The 21,726-nt window shown below is 56.0% G+C and carries 17 protein-coding genes; all 17 read right to left on the bottom strand.

Going from position 1 to position 21,726, the window contains the following annotated elements:
• Positions 1-242 precede the first annotated feature (242 nt).
• Positions 243-1,385 carry a glycosyltransferase family 4 protein gene (locus BLV04_RS13475; RefSeq protein WP_175534631.1) on the bottom strand — a complete coding sequence of 381 codons (1,143 nt, stop codon included), beginning with the start codon at positions 1,383-1,385 and terminating at the stop codon, positions 243-245.
• Positions 1,363-2,724: a glycosyltransferase gene (locus tag BLV04_RS13470; RefSeq protein ID WP_093032889.1), complete on the bottom strand. Its 1,362-nt coding sequence runs from the start codon at positions 2,722-2,724 to the stop codon at positions 1,363-1,365. The genes BLV04_RS13475 and BLV04_RS13470 overlap by 23 nt, the downstream gene beginning before the upstream one ends.
• Positions 2,725-3,461: 737 nt before the next feature.
• Positions 3,462-4,622, bottom strand: coding sequence for a hypothetical protein (locus BLV04_RS24455; RefSeq protein WP_139191929.1), 1,161 nt, complete (start codon positions 4,620-4,622; stop codon positions 3,462-3,464).
• 840 nt (positions 4,623-5,462) lie between these two features.
• Entirely contained in the window at positions 5,463-6,329 is an 867-nt protein-coding gene (locus BLV04_RS13465; RefSeq protein WP_093032886.1) for a sulfotransferase, read from the bottom strand.
• 58 nt (positions 6,330-6,387) lie between these two features.
• Positions 6,388-7,515: a glycosyltransferase family 4 protein gene (locus BLV04_RS13460; RefSeq protein WP_093032883.1), complete on the bottom strand. Its 1,128-nt coding sequence runs from the start codon at positions 7,513-7,515 to the stop codon at positions 6,388-6,390.
• 261 nt (positions 7,516-7,776) lie between these two features.
• A complete protein-coding gene (locus BLV04_RS13455) occupies positions 7,777-8,655 on the bottom strand; it encodes a sulfotransferase family protein (RefSeq protein WP_175534630.1) in 879 nt (292 codons plus the stop codon).
• Between the two features lie 34 nt (positions 8,656-8,689).
• Positions 8,690-9,985, bottom strand: coding sequence for a glycosyltransferase (locus BLV04_RS13450; protein ID WP_093032877.1), 1,296 nt, complete (start codon positions 9,983-9,985; stop codon positions 8,690-8,692).
• 126 nt (positions 9,986-10,111) lie between these two features.
• Positions 10,112-11,608: a phage tail tape measure protein gene (locus tag BLV04_RS13445; protein ID WP_093032874.1), complete on the bottom strand. Its 1,497-nt coding sequence runs from the start codon at positions 11,606-11,608 to the stop codon at positions 10,112-10,114.
• A gap of 6 nt (positions 11,609-11,614) precedes the next feature.
• The gene (locus tag BLV04_RS13440) at positions 11,615-12,514 is read right to left on the bottom strand and encodes a sulfotransferase family protein (RefSeq protein WP_093032871.1); all 900 of its coding nucleotides are present in this window, start codon (positions 12,512-12,514) and stop codon (positions 11,615-11,617) included.
• Between the two features lie 12 nt (positions 12,515-12,526).
• Entirely contained in the window at positions 12,527-13,291 is a 765-nt protein-coding gene (locus BLV04_RS13435) for a sulfotransferase (RefSeq protein ID WP_093032867.1), read from the bottom strand.
• Positions 13,288-14,250 carry a sulfotransferase gene (locus tag BLV04_RS13430; RefSeq protein WP_093032864.1) on the bottom strand — a complete coding sequence of 321 codons (963 nt, stop codon included), beginning with the start codon at positions 14,248-14,250 and terminating at the stop codon, positions 13,288-13,290. Before BLV04_RS13430 ends, BLV04_RS13435 begins: the two co-directional genes overlap by 4 nt.
• Entirely contained in the window at positions 14,247-15,455 is a 1,209-nt protein-coding gene (locus BLV04_RS13425) for a glycosyltransferase family 4 protein (RefSeq protein WP_093032861.1), read from the bottom strand. The genes BLV04_RS13430 and BLV04_RS13425 overlap by 4 nt, the downstream gene beginning before the upstream one ends.
• A complete protein-coding gene (locus BLV04_RS13420; RefSeq protein WP_175534629.1) occupies positions 15,455-16,231 on the bottom strand; it encodes an exostosin domain-containing protein in 777 nt (258 codons plus the stop codon). The genes BLV04_RS13425 and BLV04_RS13420 overlap by 1 nt, the downstream gene beginning before the upstream one ends.
• Before the next feature lie 366 nt (positions 16,232-16,597).
• Positions 16,598-17,437, bottom strand: a complete 840-nt coding sequence (locus tag BLV04_RS13415) for a CpsD/CapB family tyrosine-protein kinase (RefSeq protein WP_093032854.1) — start codon at positions 17,435-17,437, stop codon at positions 16,598-16,600.
• Between the two features lie 531 nt (positions 17,438-17,968).
• A complete protein-coding gene (locus BLV04_RS13410) occupies positions 17,969-19,747 on the bottom strand; it encodes a GumC family protein (protein WP_093032851.1) in 1,779 nt (592 codons plus the stop codon).
• A 9-nt stretch (positions 19,748-19,756) separates the two neighbouring features.
• Complete coding sequence (locus BLV04_RS13405; RefSeq protein WP_139191928.1) at positions 19,757-20,821, bottom strand: TonB-dependent receptor; 1,065 nt, start codon at positions 20,819-20,821, stop codon at positions 19,757-19,759.
• A 208-nt stretch (positions 20,822-21,029) separates the two neighbouring features.
• Positions 21,030-21,632, bottom strand: a complete 603-nt coding sequence (locus BLV04_RS13400; protein ID WP_093032845.1) for a polysaccharide biosynthesis/export family protein — start codon at positions 21,630-21,632, stop codon at positions 21,030-21,032.
• Between the last annotated feature and the right edge of the window lie 94 nt (positions 21,633-21,726).

Genomic DNA, 21,726 nt, shown 5'->3' with positions numbered 1-21,726 from the left:
GATTGGCCTGGGCGCGGGTGTGGCTACGCAGAGGCGAAGGGGCGGGAATCCCTAAGCCGCGTAGGGATTATGTAGAGCGCATCCCACACGCCGTCATGCATTTGACTGAGCTCACGTGTTCGGCAGACCACCCCGCGGCGTCGAGCACGGGCGCCACCCGAGGGGCGTGAGTAGGAGCACGAGAAATACCGTCGCCATGGAAACAGTGCTCGTGGCAGCAGGATGGATGACCCCGCGGGGTGTCACGACGAACACCCGACCCTCCGGTACTCCGCGACAACTGCGTCAGCAACTTTCTCCCAATCGTGTTCAGCACGGACTCGCTCGCTTAGGTCCCGCCAAACGCTTTCGCCACGTGAACCTATCACTCGAATCATCGCGCGCGCCATCGCATCAATGTTATCTAAATCGAAATAAGCCCACTCCGGCAGTCCTACTTCCAGATTCGCTTCAATATTACTTGCCACTGTAGGCAAGCCCGCACTAATTGCTTCCAAGAGAGCTATCGGAAGTCCTTCATATGAAGATGGCATCGTAAAACAGCCAGCCCTATTAAAAAGCTCCCACAACTCTAACCCCGTCCGCTTCCCAGCCAGCACGACGTTCCCCACCTGCAGAGCCCGCTCCCTAACACGATCACTATACGCGTCTGCAGAAGGAAAATCGCCGACAAGAACAAGTTTCCAACCGGGCATTTCGATTCGCGAGAACGCGTCTATCAACTCCAACTGCCTTTTGTCCGGTATCGCTCGCCCCACATGCAAAACATATTCTCCGTTTAAGAGCCCAAGCTCCCCTAACACTCCCGTCGATTCAACTTCGTCAATGCGCGGCACCCCATTAGCAATGACCACCGGACGCCGCTTATACATTTTCTCCAGCTCTCCAGCCCCATGATAGGAGACACTAATCACAGAGTCAGCAAACTCCATCATCGTCTTCTCACCAAGCTTTAAGATCCACTTTCCGATCAACCCCCACTTCTCTTGTCGATAATCCGACGCATGGTAAGTCACAACGACTCTCAACCCAAACACTTTCGCCAGCGGAGTCAATAAACCTGGGCCTATCGAATGAATATGCAAAACATCCGGCCGCATCCAAGCGGCATAGAACACACCTAAAAGCGTATGAATAAACGCCTCCGCTCCCTTCCTTCTTGGACACCAGATAGGCGCAATCCTGACTCCGCTCCACCATCTCCCGACTTCGGGTGGCGAGAATCGCTTCCTAGAAATCACAGTGACCGATAAGCCACGCTTTGCAACCAATGGGTAGAGTTGTTCGCAATGCGACTCCACCCCGCCCGGCACCCCCGGCAATCCCCTAACACCAAGCACGGCGACGTGTATTTTTTCATTCTCAGAGGATTCTCTGGTACGCATTAGTAATCCTGTCAATATAGCAATCCGGCGCGAACTCTCTGTTCGCCCACTCGTACGCCACTCTACCCTGTCCTTCGATGGCATCATTAGACATCTCAATATACCTTCGGAGAACTGCCGCCAAATCATCTACATCACCAGAAGTAAATAACTCGCCCGTCCCTCCCGGCTCTATCAATTCCGGAATCCCACCGATCCGAGCACCAATTGCTGGCTTTCCACACGCGTACCCTTCAATGATTGTCAATGGAGCATTTTCATACCACTGCGACGCTAACACGGTTGCCCTGCTCCCGGAAACCAATGCCCAAAGCGCCTTGCCGGACTGAAATCCGCAGAACCGCACGTCTGCCCCGGTCTCGGAGACACGAGCACGTAGAGCGGCTTCCATTGGACCGCTTCCCACCAGGTAAACGGTCGCACCCGCTATCGACGCAGCATCTACCAGGGTAATTAGCCCCTTCTCCAAGCTCATTCGCCCAAAATAAACAAAATAGTCGCCCGGTGCGAACACCGGAGAGACGCTAGAGATATCCACAAAATTCGGAATATGAATCAATGGAGGACCGTCCCACTGCCATTCTCGAAACTTCTCAATGAAGAACTTACTGGGAGCGAAGATCAGGTCGATGTTCTTCTTATAGATTCCGATAGCACTATGAATTAACGTTTCAACGTAAACTAGTGTACTCAATGCTAGCGAGCCTTTCATGCAGCGCTTACGTACAACCGAACTTCGCCCCCTTACTTTGCATTCTTCGCAAACTTCACCGTTTGAAATCATACTGTACGCAGGACACAACAGCTTAAGATCGTGCACAGTAAGAACTACCGGCACACCACAATCGTGCGCAGCTTTCAAAACCGATGGCGAAAGATGATGATAAACATTGTGGGCATGAACGATATCCGGCTTTTCACGATGAATAAGCTTCCGCGTCTTCTGATACGCTTCGCTTGAGTAAATAATCTTCCCGGCATGCCTCACCTTCGATAGAAAACCATCTTGTGAGCCGAATTCAATCTCCTCGGAGAAATACTCCTCTTGTTCGCACGCATCGTTTTGAGGATGCCGCATCGATAGCTGGCTCACCCTCCAACCCCGTGATTTAAGCAGACGTGCCTGCTCAAGATAGACAACGTCCGCGCCACCTCTCCGGTAGTTGTAGTTATTAATCAAAAGTATCTTGTTCATCGGATGGGCGATACTCCAATCTGGTGGATGAGCGCCAAACAAACTTAGACGGTTGACTTGATCGAACGGATGGTGGAACAGACAATCTCGCACGAGACCATGCCCAAGCCGTGGAAGCGGCGTTAATGCGCTATGCAGCCGCATAGCGGCTCCTCCGACAGCTCCGTGAGCTGCGGTCACGCGGTGCGACAATTAGGAACACTCCATATTGTCAAAAATAGCGCGTTGCCGGAGGAAGACATATGGAGACCAGCTACCCGTTACTGATTCGCTCTTGACCGACGGCCCTGATCGAAACGGCATCACGCTACCTGACAATCTCTGATTAGGCCTCTGCGCGCTGCACCAACGCTCGTCGCGGTAATGAAGCTAAGCCTTCGGGGACTAGCGACCGATGAATTTCCTCAAAATCGAAGCTAGAATAATAAGCTAGCGCCCGGCGTATAGCAAAGAGGGGATCCGGGCTCCCCCCAAGGAGGTCATCGTAAGCTTCTTGCTTGTTCCGGAACCGGTGACCGTAATATAAATGAAAAGTGTCCGCCCATAGTAACTGGCAAGTGCTGTTATAGAATGATCTCAGGTCACCACAGATCTGGGATTAACATCGGGTTGACCCAGTGCTCCCGTCCGCAATCACGATCACATGTGTAATCCGATCACTGACCGTGGATCTAGCTCAAAATCCGCATCCTTGCGGATTTCTTTCGTATGGAGACTACCATAGATGCCGACGGGGCGCGGCTTTCTGAAGGCGGCTGACTGCCGTTCCGTAGGAGCACTCGTGTCGATCTTGTTCGCAGATTTGAATCAAGCACACCCTGAACTCTCTAACGATCTATAGTTTCGGACCGAGCACCCGTCGGCCTTACAATCGAACGCCCCTAGTTGCTACACGGCGCAACTAACTCGGGGCATCCAGCCTCGAGTCCGCCCGCCGCATCGCGAACGGGAAGAGATTTCCAAAAGGTCAGTAAATGCGTCCAATATGGTACCCGTTTTTCCCAGAAAACAAAGTTTGAACCAAGAACATCCCGATTAAACTCAAACAGTGCGGGAATCGGATTCTCAGAGTTCAGGTGCGCCACATTCCTCGCCTGCTCCACATAGTTTCTCCATTGCACTCCATAGCCAATCGGCACTAGCCCCTTCAGTCGTTTCGCTAAATCATAACCGTACTTAGGCCAATTATCATAGACGTAAGAGCCCACATAAGTATCGGGCGCACCGTGTCCCACGCCATATTCTAGAGCAGACTCCTCGAACATCAATGCCTCGCTCGGGCCTGAATTAAAATACAAGACCGTGGGAGTTGTTGGAAACACAGTTCTTAGAAATGGACCCAACTCCACCAAACGCTTATAATATTCATTTTTATAGACTCCCCAGTTTGAATACAGTGGATCACTTACCTCAGGAATCGCCGGACCGGACTCAACGGTATTAAGGAGTACAAAAGTTGGATTTGATTCCAACTCCTGACCTATTGCCGTGATTAGAGCCTTCAAGCGTTCTCTCACATTCGCATTCCACAGGCGCAGATTCCAGTCACCCGCCGACGAAAAGTAGGAACCGCCTTCATATTCAGCCGTTTTGAGATAAGAAGGAATCCTCGGATCGGCACGCGAAAACGACTTGTACTGCAGCTGTATCGCCAGAAGCTTACCCTCACCTCTCAACAATTCGATATCGGCACGTACCTTAGTAAAGTCGTATTTGTCTTTTTGAGGCTCTAGGTCATCCCAGTAGTATCTTACTTGAATACCCCTCACAACAGGCAACCCCTTAATATCATTTAGTATGTTAGGCACGTCGTCCGAGGAACCCGCGTGACCATAATGCCCCGGATGCCACTTCATCCCGTGTACATCCGGAGGAGGCGTTTCTTTCTCCGGAGGCTGCTCGCCTGCACCCAAAAACCTCAGATCCTGAGGCACCGCGAGTTCCGCAGCGAATAAAGCCCCTCCACCAAAGAGCACCGTCATAGTGATTAAAAACATGGCGAATAACCATTGACATGAGGTCACGCTGGCGCCTTTTTTCATGATATAAACTCTCCGCGACATTGTTTAGGCAAACGAAAGCGTATTACCATGGCAGAACGCTTCTCTCATCAGGCTAGCACAAGAATCTCCCGGATTCCGAACGCTAGACCACATGGACGGGCGCTCAGGGCAAGGCGTTACTAGCTCTCCACTACATTGTGATCCATCGGATTCCAATGCGTAGTGACCAAGTTCGCAATATCAAAGAACCCGGCCGGACGTTGACAATGCCACAAATGGGATGTGTCTACCTTAGCCATCGCGGGAGCGCCTGGGGAAGAGCCGAGGCACCCGCCACTCTTCCGGAGAGGGCGGCAGTTTGTCCCCTCGCCCCCCCAACGTCTTCTACGGAACTACTCTAACCTTGTAGAGAGACCACCAATAACTTCAACGGGGCCCGAAAGTAACGGGTTTTCCAGCCACGAATGCGAACACCCGTTGTCCAAGTATTGCAGATTCTGAGAGGTGAGTCTCAAACCACTGATGTTCACGCACTGAGTAGCGACGTTACACCGGAGAGTTGCATGTCGCTCGTGAATCCGTCCTCGGGCTCTTGCGGCCGGACGGACTCGCTTCTTGTCGACACCTGTTTTGGCCCCGGTCCGCCCCGATCCGAGTCATGCTGCACACGACCCCACGAAGAATGGCTTGACGGGGTGTCGGATGCGCTTTGAATACCGCCTGCGCGGCTCCGCGACCAAGCTCGTTTCCCCAATACGGTGGAACGCACACTCCAACGCCTACCGGTTGCCGCTCGGCCTCGCTCCGCTCTCCTTACCTCGCGGCGGAGCCTGCACCCGCATCCCCAGACATCCATGCCGGCCGTCTTAGCGCGTCACTCTAGAGTTCGGCTCCAGCATGAATACCCCATACTTTCTCAAGATCCTTATCGACGAGTGCCGATGTTCTTGCGACGTCGCCTTGAAAGAACTCTTCAAGCTTGGCTAGAGTCTCCGGATCCAACGTGGGAATAGGACTACCCTGAGGCAACCGAGAGCGAATTCCACGCCGCACGGATACGGGAATGAACGAACGGAGAGCCAGCCGCAGAGCTCGATTCTCAGTCAAACGGACAAGGAGGGCAGAAGCACCCACGCGACCTGCATTTTCTCTCGGTAGTTCGTTATTCTGGCGATCGGGGTCAATCCCCAGGAAGCCGCACAAACAATTAAGTTCTCGGGTAGGGTCGGAGATAAGGTCTTCAAACAGAAGCACGCAAAGGCGGTCGCGCCCAAACGTATCAATATATCGTTTGAGGTAATCGTGATACATGCTACAGGATACCCATCCCTCGCCGGATATGACCGCGCTCTCAAAAGGAGTGCTCTGCTTTCCCGCACGTACGCGCATCCAATATTGCGAGTAAGCCCGCCTAACTGGATGCCGGAGAATGACGACTAACTTGACGTTCGGGAGCCGCTCGCGAATGCTTTCACAGGCATGTTGGGAATAAAGGTACTGTGGGCTCGCTTCACCTATGGCGACACGATCGGCACTATTCTTGAACAAAGCTCTATATTCCGACCATTCTCGGATTGGATAAATCGACTTTGAAGATTGCCGATGATCACGATCGCTAGCATCATAAGCGAAAAACCTTGACTCCTTTAGCTCCGGGAGATAAACCTCAGGGTGATTTCTAAGCCATTCCGCTAGCGATGTTGTACCGGCCTTAAGCGCGCCGATGATTAAAAAATTTGGATCCATAAGCGACCTTCGCAATTCGCTAATGTGGCTATTCCATTACACTATAGCGCATTTCACATTACCCCAAGACAACTCTTGAGACGAGTTCCAGATTTGCCGGACCGTAACGGGAGACCGCAATTCGTCTCGCGTTGGCACCGAGTCGGTGTCTCAGTTTAGGCTCATTGATGAGGCGACGAACCATTGAGATCAGATCCTCTACCGACTCCGCGTGAAAGCCCAACTCTCCAACACTTAAAATTCCGTCTGGATCGGCGCCGAGACTCACGACAGGCACACCTCGCATCCATGCCTGGATAAAGGTGTTGGGAAAGCCTTCAGCTTTACTCGTGCTCACCAACAGCATCGAGCGCCCAAGTCGGTCATTCACTTCTTCCTGCGAATACTCTCCCGCATAACACAAATTCCCATGCCGGGCCACCTCAGCCTCGAAACTCTGCTGCCACCTTTCGTCCCAAGAGGGTCGACCGATCATCACGAACCGCACATCAGGGAGATCTTCGAGAGCGACAGCAAGGTCAACAAATATCTGCGGCCTTTTTAAAGGTTTCAAATTCGACACCCACAGAATTTCGGACACCCTTAGACTATCCAGAGGCTCCGGCGGTATCGGATGAAAATTCGGGATTACGAGGACGCTCTTCGGTCTGTAGCTACGCTCCAAAAGTTCACACTGGAACCGTGTTTGGGTTACGACTTCGGTGGCATTACTAATTCCGGACTCCAGAATCTTTTTTTCCACTGCCAGAAGGATCTTCCGTCCTGCGCCCGCAAACCGCCCCGGTGTAACATCGTAGTCGTGCGCCACATGCCAAACGAATCGGCATCCGGTTAACTTTGCATACAAGCCGCAGACACCAGTATAAGCACATCCCACCCTTTGATAGATCACGTCAGGCCGGATTCGCGCAAGTGTCCAGAATAGACGGAAAACATCGAGCAAGGTACCTTTAGCGGCACGCGTCGGGAGCCTGCACGCAACTTCTACACACCGATAACCGGCAGAAGCGCCGCCAATTGCAAAGTTCTTCGCCAAAAAAAAGACTTCGGCACGCCCCGAGCCTACTAAGTTCTCCGCAATCTGTTCGGCCTGAAACTCTGCTCCTCCTTTTGTTGTTGACCAATGCTTCGGCAATACCACACAGACTCGCAATTTCCGGCCCATCCCCCTCACCTTGGAGCTCATTCGAACTCGTGTCCGGAATTAGTTAAAAGCCACAATATTGGCCCACACATTTCTCGCATCTGCACCCCTGCCATGAAACCTAATCTTGGCGTGTTCAGTGTCTCACCGCACGAAGGCGGAATGAAAAGAAACCTCCAAATTTCCTCGATCTTAACGCAAGACCCATTCAAAGATACGAGGGAAGCGTCGATTCCGCCATCCGATCCAGCCCAAACACATGAACGGTCGGAGGCGTATGCTATAGATTGTGATGTAAAACGCCTAATCCAGATAGCCAAAACGTTCAAGGGTCCCCGCCGAGACACGATTCACGCAAGCTATTTGAGATGGACCTAGATCCTGCTCGAAGGCGCGGCGCCGGGCAGCAGAAAATTCGTATCGTGACAATGATGCGACGAATTCGTCCGACATATCTAAGCCTATAAACTTCAGCATTTCTTCGAATGCCGATATAGGATTGTCAACGATATCCTCGAAGCGAAGCGTGAGAAAACGGTCGCCCGGCAGTTTTGCGCCAGCTGCGTCGGCAGATTCGATTAATAATTTCCATGCGAGACCGGCTAGAGCGACGAATGAATTTTCTTCCCTTATCCATTCTGCGTAAAGATCCGGAGACAGTGTGCCCCAGAGCCAGTTTTCCGGACCTCGATAGCCATTCCACCAAGGCATCTGCAACCAGGAATTTGCAACGGCTCGCCCATCGCGAACGACATGAATAAACTTCGCATCTGGAAAAATCTTATGAAAAAAAAGAATCCTTGACCATCCTGTATATTTGTGGAGAAAGATTTCGACATTCTGGGCATCTGCTCGATCGACAAAAAAGCGGCGAAACCGCCCTTCAAGCCATGGAGTAACGTCCGCCTCAACAAGATCACGGCAGCTGTTCATGTAGATCATCGACACCTCACGGCCAATGATCCGATATGCTTCCGACGGAGCAAATCTGATGCCACCTTTCTTGGTGACCCATCCCAAGGAACTTCGGTAGAGCCGCCTATTCATACGACCAAGGCGATTCACGTGGAGCAGATTGTCTTCTAGGTTCGAGACGAAACCAAACGCCGGATGGCGAGCCAGGATTTCATGTACGAGGGTCGATCCACAACGACCCGTTCCAATTAAGAATGCGAGCTTCAAATGAATGTCCTCAGGGCGGCATCTTGCCACCGACTTAATGGAATAAAGAGCTTTTCGCGGATAATTTGCCCTTCACGCCGGGGAGGAGGCGCAAGTACTCAGCCTCCAACTCGGGGACTAGGGTTTCGTAAGATCGCATTCTACGGACATAATCGGGGCCCTTTTTTGCCATGTCTGCCGCTCGTGACGGATCCGCCAAGAGATCAAGGATGGCGCGGGCGAAGGGCTCGACTTCGAACGGCACCACAAGGCCGGCCCCGCTTTCCTTAAGCACCCTTGCTTGATCGGGCTGTTCATTTGCAACAACCGCTTTCCCCAACGCCAGGTACTCAATCACCTTCGTAGGGGATCCGGGGTCCAACATTGGGCTGGGGCGGATTGGTGAGACGCACACTTGGGCCACTTTAACGTAGCGCCACGATTCCTCCATCGGGAGAAAGCCGAGGAATTTTACGAACGGGGCAACACCAAGTCGATCAGCTGAAGCGTGAAGAATGGCCATATCAGACGGCGGCGCGTCACCGATGACGACAAGAACTGCGTCAGGGCGTTGTCGGTGGACGAAGGCAAAGGTTTCAATTAGGAAATCCATGCGTCGTGCTCTGACGAGCGTCCCAACGTAGACAATAAGGGGAGATTTCTGTGCCCAATCATCAGAAGGCGGAAGGAGTAATCGGGACGAAATACGTTTCCAATTTATGCACATGGGAACAACAAACATCTTTGCGGCATCGATGCCGTGGGATGCAACGTCGGCTTTCATACGATCGCTTTGCACGAAAATATGATCGGCGTGCGGCAATATTATCCGATATAAGAAGAGACTTGAGAGCACGCCATTTATAAGGAGAACGAATCGCTTAACGGAAGTAAGGTGCAGGGAATTATCTCTTGCCCTGAAAAGACTCGCTTCCGCGAACGGAAACGACATCCAGTAATAATAGGGCGTTCGTGCGATCTTTGCGCCTACAAGACCTAGCAGACCCCCAAAGAACTTATCCCGTACTTGAATGAAGTCATAGCGACGGATCGATGGGAGCCACAAAAGCCGAAGGTCATGCCAGAGGTCAAAAAATGCATTTCCAACCCGTCCTACAAATGTCTCATCGGAGAGCTTTCGAGTAAGAAGAAGATTTTCATGTCGACTCAAAGTCAATAGTCCACCCGCACAGCGAGCAACGGGGCGCATGTGCCAATCTATAACATGCCCCCGCGCAACGAGACCTCCGGAAAATAGCTCAGTAAGATCGACCCTAGGATTGGGGAACTCCTCTTTGGTCGAGTAAAGAAGCCGAAAGCTTTTTTCGTGAGCGATTGTGGCTGTATTCATAGACAAACTGTCAGCTTCAATGTGCACAGTCGGAACCGAGCAATATCTATTCAAGGCGTTGCGCCATAATGCTATCAGCCATTATTTCATTTTCGTAAGCACAATACGCCCCCCAATGAGATGCTTTCACGTCGTCGTGTTGGATTTCACGAGGTTTTTTCTATGCAGCCAGAACAACAATCCAAAGGCGCACATCAACATAAACATAACGGGGCTTGCGGATGGGATGTCGTTTCGATACAGGCTAGACATTACGAAAAGTGGAAAAATAGCGGTTAATCCACCGGCTAAAGCGAGCTCTCGCGGCCCGAGAACTGGGGACGACGCCAACTTTGCACCCATGATGGAGCCAGAGATCAAAAGTCCGTAGAAGAACACTGAACCCAGGATACCGATATCCCAGAGGAGCCCCGACAGAGTCGTTCGATCCAGAAAGATTGGAGTGTAAATCTCGGCAACCGGTCCAATTGATTGACCGCCGGTGCGGGATGCGCCAATGCCGTAGCCGAAAAGGAGGTTCGCTAGGCCGGCGCTGCTGTTCTCGCGCCACCAAAATACCGGTGCACCCGTTCGGGTCAGGATACCTTCGTCTTCTCTTCCACCCTCGACTGCAAAACTATAGCCCATCATGTGTTGAACGCGCCCTTCTTCTTCCCCCCAATGGAGAGCAACATAGACCGATAGAAGTAGGGCCAGCGCCGCCGCCAACAGAACTGAGCCAAAAAGGAATGCCACCGGGCGTTCGCGGATATAGTCGCGATATAGGACGAGAAGTCCAACCGGAATATAGAAGAACAGGACTTTCTCTTCCATCAGGGCCAACGGGAACAGCAAAACTCCGGATAGCATTACGACATGTCTAGTTGAAATAAGCGACCGGCGCCAGAAGGATACCAGTATCAGACACCCACACACGATAAAGAGCCCCAATGCAGGAGCAAGACCACCGCCATCAGGCTTTCCTCCAAACGTCCCTGTAACGGAATCCGGGGAAAAATAGAGGCCTGCTTGGCGCTGCTGTCCACCGATGACAAACCACTGATATACGGCAAAAACGGGCTGAATCAGACCGATCGCGAGCAGGCCCTTCAGCCACGCCATAATGGCGGAAGAAGACAGTGGGTAGAGCGCAAGGAACGCCCAAAGCCCACCGAAAAACGCCCAACCCTTTAGCGAGACCAACAGCCCGCGGACTCCGGGGGGGGCCATTGCCCAGGAAATGAGTGTGACAAGAACGAACGCCACGAGCCAGGACACAACCAGCGACGAGGCATTGCCGCTGCCAAGCGGTGTTTGGCCGCCGATAAGGGCCGCGATCGCGGCGAGATACATCAGTGCGGCCAGGCCGTAAGATACCCATTCGACGCCTGCTGGCCCAGCCAAAAAATACTTCGAGAAACCAACAACAATCAGCGTGAACCCGGTCACCAGCCAAAGCAACACCACGGGCCGGAAGAACAACATCGAAGCGACGAACGCCCCGACTGCGCCGAGGCCGAGCACCGGCGCCGAGAGCTTTGCGGTGAATCCCTCCAGCCCGAGGGCGAGGATGACGCTGCCCGCTCCGACGGCGGCAAGCACCACGGTCGTCAAGAGAAGCCTGACTGGACTACTCAGGGTCATGTTGGATCAACCGACATGGGCCCCTTGAACCCGAGGCGGATCCTGCACGCGAGGGGCTGACAAACGGTCTCCCGTGTCGAGCGTCCAGAAATCCAGGGGCTTCCCGTAGAACGTCAAAAACTGCTCCATATCGGGCTTTACGTTCGCAACCGCATCCGCGATCATCCAGTCGGCCCACACCGGCTTCCGGGAAAGCTCCGTTCTGACATGGGGTTTCAATAGTTGTCGGAGGCTACGGGGGAACCTCTGCCACAGTGACATCATTCCCGGCATCTTGCGAAACAGCCGTCCTGTAAAGGTATCTGCATAGCGACCTAGCGATGGATTATGGACCTCCCGAACGTCCGGCACGACGTATGCTGAATCCACACCCAGAAAATCGAAACACCGCGCTAACTCGGCCTCCGTATCGGCGATGTAGTCCTCGAAAAAGACCACGCGGATTCGATCGTCCGGAAAATTCTCACGATAAAAGTTGATCTGCCGCCAGAATAGAGACGCGTCGACCATCCAAGGAATCTCCCGGTAGGTCCGCTCGAAGTCCCAGAGTGGATTGCGCTTGAGACGTCGGCGATGCAGCCAGTGCGTTTCCATCCGACGCAGAGGATGCCGGACCATATAGATAAGACGAGCATCCGGGAGGTGCTTGCTGATCAGGCCCGGGGCGTCGGGTTGATGAATATTGCGGGTGTAGGTCGTACTACCCTCTCCGATCGCCGTTTCGGTAGTCACCCCGTCAAAATGGCTTTCGTACCAGCCCCAGCCCTTCGCAAACGCCTGAGGATCCGAAAAGAAATGGAGCTCTTTCGGGTTCGTCATATACACATCCGGGTGCTTGCCCAGATTCGCACACAGGCTTGTCGTGCCGCAATTCTGCGCGCCGATGACGAGATAATTCGGTCTCATGGCTTTATGACTTCATCCGTCGAAAAATTTCATGTGAGGTGTCCCGCGCACTGCTGCCAACACCTCGTCGTAATTCTCAATGACTTCCCGCAATGGACGGGTCGCTTGCTTGACCACACCGGATACCAGCTCAATGTCCGGCGATACACCCAAGAATTGGAGAATGCGTCGATTTTCGGAGGGCCGATTCTCGAGATAGTGCTCGTAGCGGATCTCGATGCTGTCCGGTTGATCCGTCAAAAGCTCACGAAAACGTTTAACATTCTTCTCGCGAGCATCGAGTTGCCGGACAAGCTCGGCCGGGTCGAGCCGCAGCGATGCTGCGTCGATTTTTGCCGCGGAATGCGCCACACCGGTTTTCACGCGGGTATGTCGGGACAGAATGACACGCAGGGCATCCTCCCTCACGAGATGGATGATGCCGACGTCATGACGAAGGATCCAATCCAGTGCGCCTCTGTGATTGGCAATCTGCGAGTACATCAGCTTAAAACCGGCTGCTCTCTTATCCTCTTGGCGTCCATAGAAGGTTTCGAGGAAATCTCGCACAGACGCCTTCGGAGCCAGAAGGGCACGAACCCGTTTCGCAAGTGATTCGCGGATATACTCCTCATACAGGAAATTGGACCGCCCGGGCGGGACGCTCATATGACGTGCGTAGGTTGCCCCTTTTAGGAAGATTTCACCGAAGCACACGATATCCGGATGCGAGGACAGGGATTGGATCAGCGCAACGCTTCCGGAACGCTGAGTCGTGAGCACGACGAATTTCTTCATGTCAAAGCGCCTCTATTTTGGGTGAGGACGTCCCTCGCCCGCCGCAACATGCGAATCGGAGTAAGCAAGACCTGCTGGGTGCGGTAAGCGCGCCGCGCGCGGATTCTAAATTCTCCCCAGCCGGTAGTCTCCGGATTATCGAGTTCGGCTGTCGTGTATCCGAAGGCATTTGCCATATCCCGTACGGACGGTGCGAGCTGGAAACCGTATTCGCGATCGGCCTTCCACTTACTGATCGATCGGGCGTGGAGATAGTCGACCGGAACCTGATCTCGGGTCGCCCCGACGAACCGGATAACCGGATCGAGTGCATCGAGGTCGTTGACCATGTCTTCGTACCGAACGACGACGAGACGATGGTCGAGCCGTTCGCGCAGCCGCTGGAGATTTCGGTAGGCGAGTTCCCACTCGAATTGAGCATCTTCCGGAAAGGTTCGCCATCGCGACCAAGCCGAGTATAGGACATCCATCGGGTTTCGAATCAGCCCGATATAGAGAAATTCGGTCGAATCGAGTCGCTCTTCGCATTCGAGCATCAGCTCGAGGGCCGACCACTGCACCAGATGGTGAGGCGATTTCTCGAGGAACACCGGGCGATGCGACTCGCAGAGTTTCTCCCAGCCGAGAAAGATCATGTCCCGTGGATCGGTCGGGATTCGGAAATCACAAGTGTTTTTCCGGAGGAAGGACACGAGCTCGCGTCGCGCCCGCCCTGCCGGAATCGGGACCTCGCTGTCGAGCATCTTGATCTGCGGGCGACCTAGGACGGATGCAGCCTTCGTCCAATAGAGGGTCTCGGACTCGCGGTGGCGTGTATGGCGGACGTGGCGCGCACCGGCAAGTCCGCCGATCAGCCGCTGGATCGCGCTTGAGCCGGATGACTTCGTCGACAGAACAATGACGCATTTGTTCATCCCGGAGCCCTGCGGGTGTCCGGGACCACACAATGTCCGCGTCATGGGTCGATGCTCCTTTCGGAAGAGGCACGTTCGCTCACCTGTCGATAGAAGTCGACGTGGCGCTTGGCGACCTGGCGCCGATCGTAGCGTTCGGCAAGTAGCCTGTTCTCGCGACCGAGATCGGGATTCTCACGGATCCGGCGGCCCATTTCGAGCAGTGCCGCGCCGAATGTCCGTGGATCGCGGTCCTCAACGAGCATGCGACTGTGAGACTCCGAGAGAATGTCGCGGGACCCTTCGGCATCCATCGCAACCACCGGGAGCCCGGCCGCGAATGCCTCGACCGTAACTAGACCGAAGCTCTCGATCAGCGAGGGCATAACGAAGCAATCCGCGGCGTGGAAATAGGCGTCGGTGTGGGGTTGATCCGCACCTGGGCCATCCTGCATCTCGACGCCGACGGGCGGTGCAGGCCCGAAGAGAAATACCTTGTCCGTTAAGTTGAGTAAGTCGACCTGCGGCTGCAGGTCGGGCACGCGAGCACCGACGATGACGCAAGTCATGTTGGAATCCTGCTCGGCGACAACCTTCATCGCATCGATCAGAAAAGAGAAGCCCTTTTTCGGATGATTTCGCCCGACGGCCAAAAATGTAATCGGGCCTTGCGGGAGGCCCAAACGCCCCTTGGCCTGTGGGTCTCGACGCGCGAGCAAAGAGGCGTTGATTCCGTTCGGAAGATCCGCGATACGGCTCGGAGATACGCCCAGCTCCAGGTATTCCGCTCTCACGTCCGATCCGATCGCGATCAGACCCGAGGCTCGCCTGACTGTATCCGAGATCAGGCGATCGAGATGCGGATCCAGGCGCATGCCGTATCCGATCTCTGGAAGCTTCTGAATGTCGTCTCCGTGGCAGGTCAGCACGAACGGTATCCCGATGCGATCACAGACGTTTGCGGCGATAAGACCTGCCGGGTACGCCACGTGCGCGTGGACGACCTCAGGCTCGAGACGCCTGACAAGTCGGTTTAGCCGATGCCGCCATGCGGGAATCCGCAATCCGAGAAGTCCGGTCAGAGGTGGTGGCGCGAACCAATGGATGGTATGGAGCGCGTGTACCTGTCCTGCGTCGGCGCCGCGTCGCTTAGGGGCCAGGAGGTGAACCTCATGCCCTGCTTCACAAAGCCCTTCCGCCAGATTATGGACGGCAAGCTGCACGCCTCCGAGCTTCGGGAGATAGTGCGAGGTGACCAGAAGAATCCGCATTACACCGATCCGCCTCCGCTCGCCGCACGGCGTTGAGCGTGGTCGGGCCAAGGTTCTGATTCCGCATGCCGGTTCTCTGGACGCTTTTCCGTCAAAGTCTGGAAGCGGAGAAACGTACGGAAATTCTCCTCGACCCAGTCCGCTCGATACTCGATACGCGGGTCATCGAGGCGATAGTAACGATATCCAATGTCGTACTCGAGCGCGTTCCGACCCGTATGCTGCCTGCACTCCACGATCGGAATCGACTTGGACATGATCGCCTCGTAAAAGCGCATGCTCCAGGGCGCATCGCCGGCCGGGCACAACGTGAACTTGCTGGAGGACATGAGACGAAAATAGTCGTCGTCGAAGAAGTCGCGTTCTTTCACGGGACGCTCTTTGGGTACGAAGCCGGCTTGCTTGAAGGTTCGGTCGTAGGGGCCGAGGATCTTGTGGCGGCGCTGCAGGAGCCAATTACGACGCCGGGCGTTCCGATCCGTCACCTGGAAATATGACGACTCCGTAAAATTCGCCCGCGCAAAATCAAGGACCCACTGGCGATTTCGATGCGTGACCTCGTCGATGTACAGGGCACCGCGGAAGTTGAAATCGCGGGTCTTCGCGAAACCGAGATGTTTGACGCGCTCGATGAAGCTCGCGGGATAGAGTGCGATGCGCGGCTCCGCGTATGGATCGGGGATATCGTCTAGGCCGAACCCGGCTTCCAGATGACTCTGATTCCAGAGCATCACGAGTCTGGGTGAAAGGCGAATGTTGTTTTGTATGTCCTTCACTGGGGGTGTCCGGGACGTCGGTGGGATTGGGGTCGCGCTTGGCGTGTCCGATGCCTCTCCGGTATGCCGTCGCATCGCAGCCTCTGCTGATCGTGCCATGACGCGCTCGGTTGGTGGATGGTGGATGCGCTGCGCTTATCCATCCTGCTGCCTATCGGGAGCAGGTACGCGGGGGCCTCGCTCATCAGTCCGGCCAAGACGCGTTCAGTGCGGTTCCCGTGATCGTCGAGTTGAGCCCGACCCCACGGGTCTTCAGGTCGGTGGAAGAAAACGACTGCAAGGCGTCGATCCATGGGCGTTGCCGTTCCGCGACGATCGCCGGCGGCGCTTCTGGACGTTCGCATGAAGAGGGCCGATGCGTGGGCATTAGGAGTAGGCGTAGGTATCGTGGTCGCCAACCGCTTTGTTCAGGACGGTACCAAGCAGCTGTGACGAACCCAGTGTTTCGTAGGCCCGACGTAGATCGTCTTTGGTCGTGACGCCGTCTTCCACCACCAGAAGAAAGGCATCGACATTCGGGGCAAACGCCATGACGTCATCGCCCGCGAGAACCGGCGGGAGGTCGAACAGCACGAAGCGGTCGGGGTAACGTGTCTTCAACTCGCCGACTAGGTCGCGGACGAGCGGGCTCGAGAGCTTTTCCGACGAATCGGCCATCGGCTCGTTTCCGGGGAGGACGACGAGACGCTCGATACCCGGATTGAACAGGATCTCGGAAATGGATTTTTCGCCGCGCAGATAGTCGCTGATTCCCGGGATCGGTTCGTCCAGAAGATAACGGGCGACCGCTGGATGACAGAGGTCGAAGTCCGCCACGAGGACGGTCTGGTTCATCTCACGGGCCAAGCTGATTGCAAGATTGATCGTCGTCAAGGTCTTGCCGTTGCCCTGGCGAGCGCCGGTCACGCCGAGCGTGTTCCAACCGTTGGCACGCATCTTCTGGAGCACGGTCGTGCGCAGGACCTTATAGGCGGCCTCGGCGGGATCTCGCATGGACGGTGTGACGATACGGCGATCACGCAGGCGGCGTGGATCGATCTCGATGCCGCGGGTCTGCTGGTAGACGACGTCCCGGGTCTGGGTTGGTGTCGAACGACTCGGCTCGCGGGCACGCTTGCCCGCAGACGCCGGCTGTTCCGTCTCTGTGGGTGTGGCCTGCGCACGTTCGGCGCGAGCGCGGTCCAATGCCTGCTTCAAGCGTTCCATGATCCGTCAGTTCCTCACATCCGCATGATCTTAGATCCGGCACTTAATGATTTTTCGCCGAGTCGCGCGCCTCCGGCGCCGGGTATAAATAATCGCGAAGAACCCCGGAAGCATTCCCGCGTCTGCCGGCGGCGGGCCGGATCTACTCGTGAGATAATTGTTTCCGGTCTCGGCGTCCAGGAATACAACGCACCTTTCAAGCCAACCAACGATGCCCGATCGATGTGCAGTCGGAGCGACATCGGGCTGTCGATACGCGTCAACTCATGACACTCCACGCGTACGGTCTTGTTCACAACAGCAGCCGGTAGGTTGGCCGAGTGAGAGCGACGTCTGTCCGCCAAGCCTCGCGCCGGCGCTGGTGGATTGCGCTGCGCTTGTCCGCACTGCCGCCCGAATCAGTGACGTGGGCGGGTTCCTGAGCGAGATTGCGTGTACGGACCTCGCCTATTCTTAGAAGACGGTTCTTGGGCCGAGGCGCCAAACGCTCAAAGACCGCTCGGATGAAAGGGCTTTTTGTCGACGCGTCATCTATTGCTCTACGGCAGTGCTGGTCTCGGTCGGAGCCGATTCACCGGTTAGCGTTGCGGCAATTTCACCCAAGGGCATCACGAACAGATGAACGAGCAACACACCCAGCGCGATCAAGCCCGCGAGAGCGGCGCTCGCCATCATGACGCGTCGTGAGCGCAGGCGCTGATCTTCCTCGGTCTCGATGAAGGGAATCACGGCCAGGGGCGCTGAGCCGATGATCGATTGGACGACCTTAGGCCCGTAGATGCGCTTATCCATTGCCTCACGAACCACGGCATGCCCCATACCGCCGCCGACCGAAAGGACGAAACCCAAAAACAGTAGACCCAACCGGTTGGGCTTGTAGGGTTTGCGCGGGAGGGGCGGCGGCTCGATCAGCGAGAAACGTTCGCCCCGACTCTCGGTCTCCAACGCCTCGGCCAACCGAGCTGCGCCGAGCTTCGCGAGGATATCCTGGTAGCTCGTCACCGCGTTAGTGTAATCGCGGGTCAATGTCTTGTATTCACGCTCGATCTGCGGACTCTCGGTGATCCGCTGCTCGTAATCCTTCAAACTGGCCAGGAGCTCGTCCCGCGTAATCCGCGCCGAGCGCAGATCCGCCTCGGTGGCCGCCAACCGAGTTTGAAGCTGAACGTACGAGGGATTGTTCGCATCCGAAACACCGGGCACCCAATCGCTGCCGCCTTTACCCTGCTTGGCAAGCTCCGCGCGGGTTGCCGCAACGGCTCTCTGCAGGCGTTTGACGTCCGGATGCTCTTCGGAGTATCGATCGAGCGCCGATTGGAGCTCGGCCTGTTGCTGGACGAGCCGACGACCCAGGTTACCGTCGTCCGAAGCACCGACGGCCTGACGCAGTGCCGCAAGCTCCCGCTCGACGCGCACCCGGTCCGGGTGGGTCGGCGAATAGCGTGCGGCGAGGCCGACATACTCGGCCTCCAAGACGCGCAAACGATCGGCCGGGGTCATGACCCGCTCGCCAGTCGAGGAGAACATCGCCGCATAGGGCTCGGTCGAGGCCAGCTCGGACTGAAGATACATCCGCTGTTGCTCAAGCGTGCGGATCGACTCCTCTTGGTTGCGCAGCCGTTCCTCGGTGCTCTTCATTCGCTCGAGGTTGAAGTTCATCAGCTCGGGCAGTCGATGGCCCTCGGCTTCCTTGAACTCCGCGAGCTGCTTCTCCAGCATATCGATCTGGGCGGAGAGCTTGCCGGCCTCCTGCTCGAGGAAATCGGACGTTTTCTGCGCCGTTTCCTTGCGGTCGCGAACGTTCTCCTCCAAGAACAGCTGAATGATATCGTCGGCTACGGCTTGAGCGATTTCCGGCGAAGGGTGATCGAACGAGAGCGAGAATGCGATCGCGACCTCCTGCGCCCGCCCGCCGCGGGCGTCGGCGACGTTGGCGCCGATCGTTTCGAGCTCGATGTCCTTCTGCATCTCGCGCACGGCATAAGCCAGACCGAAGTCCCGCCGAATGTCGGAATAGAGGTCGTAGCGCTCCATGATCAGACCGAGGTTCTCGGCGGTCATCACCTTTTGGCTGACGATCTGCACACGCTCGCCGGCGTAGCTCGTAACGGTCGATTGGACGAGATCGGTAGGGATTTCCTGCTGCTCGATGAGGATCGTCCCGGTGGAGCGGTAAACCGCGGGCAGCCCGACGGCGACCGCGGCGGCGGCGAGGAAGATCACCAAAGCAGGCACGATGATCTGCCATCTGCGCCGCTTGAGCGTCGCGATGTAGTCGTCGATGTTTTGGGTTTGGTAATGCTCGGCCATGCTGCGTCCCTACCGTAGGAGTGACCAGCGGCGGAGGGGCTCCCTCGGCCATCTGTAAGTGACGCTTAGGAAAACGGCGTTGGAGACCGCGTCGTCCTCGCTGATTTCACGCTTTTGCCAACGATAACGATAACTTAGATCGAGACGCAACGCCTCGGTCAAGCGCCGCTCGAGGCGCGGCGCCAGGTTGACGAAATCACGGTCGTTTCCCGAGATTTCGCCGCCCGGATTGCGGTTGCGATAGCCGCTCGCGTCCAGACCGAACGTCCAACGCTCCGTAATCGGATAGTTGAACGCAAGGTTAATGCCGGTGGTGTCGAGGAGCGTTCCGCGTCCGCTAGGCACAAGCGAACGTTCGGCGAGGAGCTCAATACCACCGACGATGAAATCCTTCGTCCATTCCAGCTCGAAGATGGGTCCGGAATTGGTGGTGTCGATCACTCCTTCCTCGGTCGGCGTCTGTGCGTCCGACTGCCGGATACCGGCCGCCGCCCTGATCGTCGATGTCTCCGATAATAAGTACTTCAACCCGGCCTCCACACCGACGCTCGTCGAGCGTGTGTCGACCTCGCTTGCATCGTATTCATCGTAAGCGGTCTGGCCGACGAGCTGGAGGCGCTCGGTAAGCTGGTAGCCGACGGCAAAGCTCGCGCGCGCAAAGGTGTAATTGGTCAAGGGGATGACGTCGACATCCTCGTAAGACACGTCTTCGTAGCTCACCCCGGCATCGAGCGTGGTGCGTTCGGTCAGCTCGTAACGCCAGGATGGCCGAACAAAAACTTTGCTCCGACGCTTGTTGACCTGCACGATGCCGGTAGTGGCTTCCTCGCTAGTCAGCGTCGAGTCGTAATCCAAGCTGGTGTCGAAGCCGAGGCTGTGGCGATTGACCTGAAAGCGCGACCTGAACCCGAGAGCACCGTTCGTTCGGTCGAGCTCGGAGACGTCCGAGTACTGCCTTGTGTCGACCTTGAGACCCACGCCGATATCGCTGACCTCGGTACGACGCCCTGCAAGGATTTCGCCTCGAACGATCGCACCGAAGGAGCTTTGCGGATCGGTCGTCGAGAGGCGCACATTGTCGTCGTAGAAGGCGCGTGCGGCCGCGTTGGGCTCGACATACCAGATATCCGACTCCGCGTCGAATGACGCGAGGAGGAGGAACGCAAGCACCATTGCGCCGAAGCCGACGCGCCGCGGTTGAGGGGTTTCGATAGTCAGCATCTCACATCAACCCATGGCGCCGAACGCAACCTTCCCGTTTCAACGGCGTACTCCGAGGACATCAAGGAACGACTATGACGTCGCCGGCCTCTAAGGCGATGTTTTGTTGAAGATCCTCGCCGCGTCGAATCTTGCGGTAGTCGAAGGAGATCGAGCGTTGCTGCCCGTCTTGCATCCGGAGAACCTTGATGTTCTTCTCGTCCGCAAACGGGGTCAGGCCGCCGGCCATCGAGAGAGCCTGCATTACGGTCACATCCCGGGCGATGATGGCGAAATCTCCGGGCTTATTGACCTTCCCGATGACGTAAATGCGGTTGCCGGGGATTTCCTGAAGTGTCACCGTCACGACCGGATCCGGGATGAACTTGGACAGACGCTGTTTGAGGACCGCTCCGAGCTCCTCGAGGGTGAGTCCCTCGGCCTTCAGGTCGCCGGCCAACGGGAAGGATACGCCACCGTCGGGACGCACGAGCACGAGCTGCTCGAGTCCGGGCTCTTGCCAGACAGATACGGCGACGATGTCGCCGGGACGCAGCTCGTATCCCTGCTGGGGCACGGCCGCATCGACGACGGGCGAAGCCGCGAGAACAACGAGCAGGAGCATGGCAGGAAGCGCTGTTCCCACGTCTGCAAAGCGACGAATGCACGGCAGTTCCGGTTTCATGGGCCTTCTACCTCGGGTCCTGGGAGATCGGTCTTTCGTCGTCGGGAGACGTGGACCGCGACGACATTGTCGGAGTTGCACACAAGCGAGATCA

The sequence above is a fragment of the Thiocapsa roseopersicina genome (genome assembly GCF_900106925.1).
GTDB classification, from domain to species: domain Bacteria; phylum Pseudomonadota; class Gammaproteobacteria; order Chromatiales; family Chromatiaceae; genus Thiocapsa; species Thiocapsa roseopersicina.
Note: the sequence above shows the minus strand (reverse complement) of the source record. Positions and strands in the feature narration are given on the sequence as shown.

Coding starts and splice junctions, on each gene's coding strand:
- BLV04_RS13445 (WP_093032874.1), bottom strand. CDS start 11,608: ATGACCCTGAGTAGTCCAGTCAGGCTTCTCTTGACGACCGTGGTGCTT.
- BLV04_RS13460 (WP_093032883.1), bottom strand. CDS start 7,515: ATGAGCTCCAAGGTGAGGGGGATGGGCCGGAAATTGCGAGTCTGTGTG.
- BLV04_RS13415 (WP_093032854.1), bottom strand. CDS start 17,437: ATGGAACGCTTGAAGCAGGCATTGGACCGCGCTCGCGCCGAACGTGCG.
- BLV04_RS13400 (WP_093032845.1), bottom strand. CDS start 21,632: ATGAAACCGGAACTGCCGTGCATTCGTCGCTTTGCAGACGTGGGAACA.
- BLV04_RS13440 (WP_093032871.1), bottom strand. CDS start 12,514: ATGAGACCGAATTATCTCGTCATCGGCGCGCAGAATTGCGGCACGACA.
- BLV04_RS13475 (WP_175534631.1), bottom strand. CDS start 1,385: ATGCGTACCAGAGAATCCTCTGAGAATGAAAAAATACACGTCGCCGTG.
- BLV04_RS13410 (WP_093032851.1), bottom strand. CDS start 19,747: ATGGCCGAGCATTACCAAACCCAAAACATCGACGACTACATCGCGACG.
- BLV04_RS13465 (WP_093032886.1), bottom strand. CDS start 6,329: ATGGATCCAAATTTTTTAATCATCGGCGCGCTTAAGGCCGGTACAACA.
- BLV04_RS24455 (WP_139191929.1), bottom strand. CDS start 4,622: ATGAAAAAAGGCGCCAGCGTGACCTCATGTCAATGGTTATTCGCCATG.
- BLV04_RS13450 (WP_093032877.1), bottom strand. CDS start 9,985: ATGAATACAGCCACAATCGCTCACGAAAAAAGCTTTCGGCTTCTTTAC.
- BLV04_RS13435 (WP_093032867.1), bottom strand. CDS start 13,291: ATGAAGAAATTCGTCGTGCTCACGACTCAGCGTTCCGGAAGCGTTGCG.
- BLV04_RS13430 (WP_093032864.1), bottom strand. CDS start 14,250: ATGACGCGGACATTGTGTGGTCCCGGACACCCGCAGGGCTCCGGGATG.
- BLV04_RS13425 (WP_093032861.1), bottom strand. CDS start 15,455: ATGCGGATTCTTCTGGTCACCTCGCACTATCTCCCGAAGCTCGGAGGC.
- BLV04_RS13470 (WP_093032889.1), bottom strand. CDS start 2,724: ATGCGGCTGCATAGCGCATTAACGCCGCTTCCACGGCTTGGGCATGGT.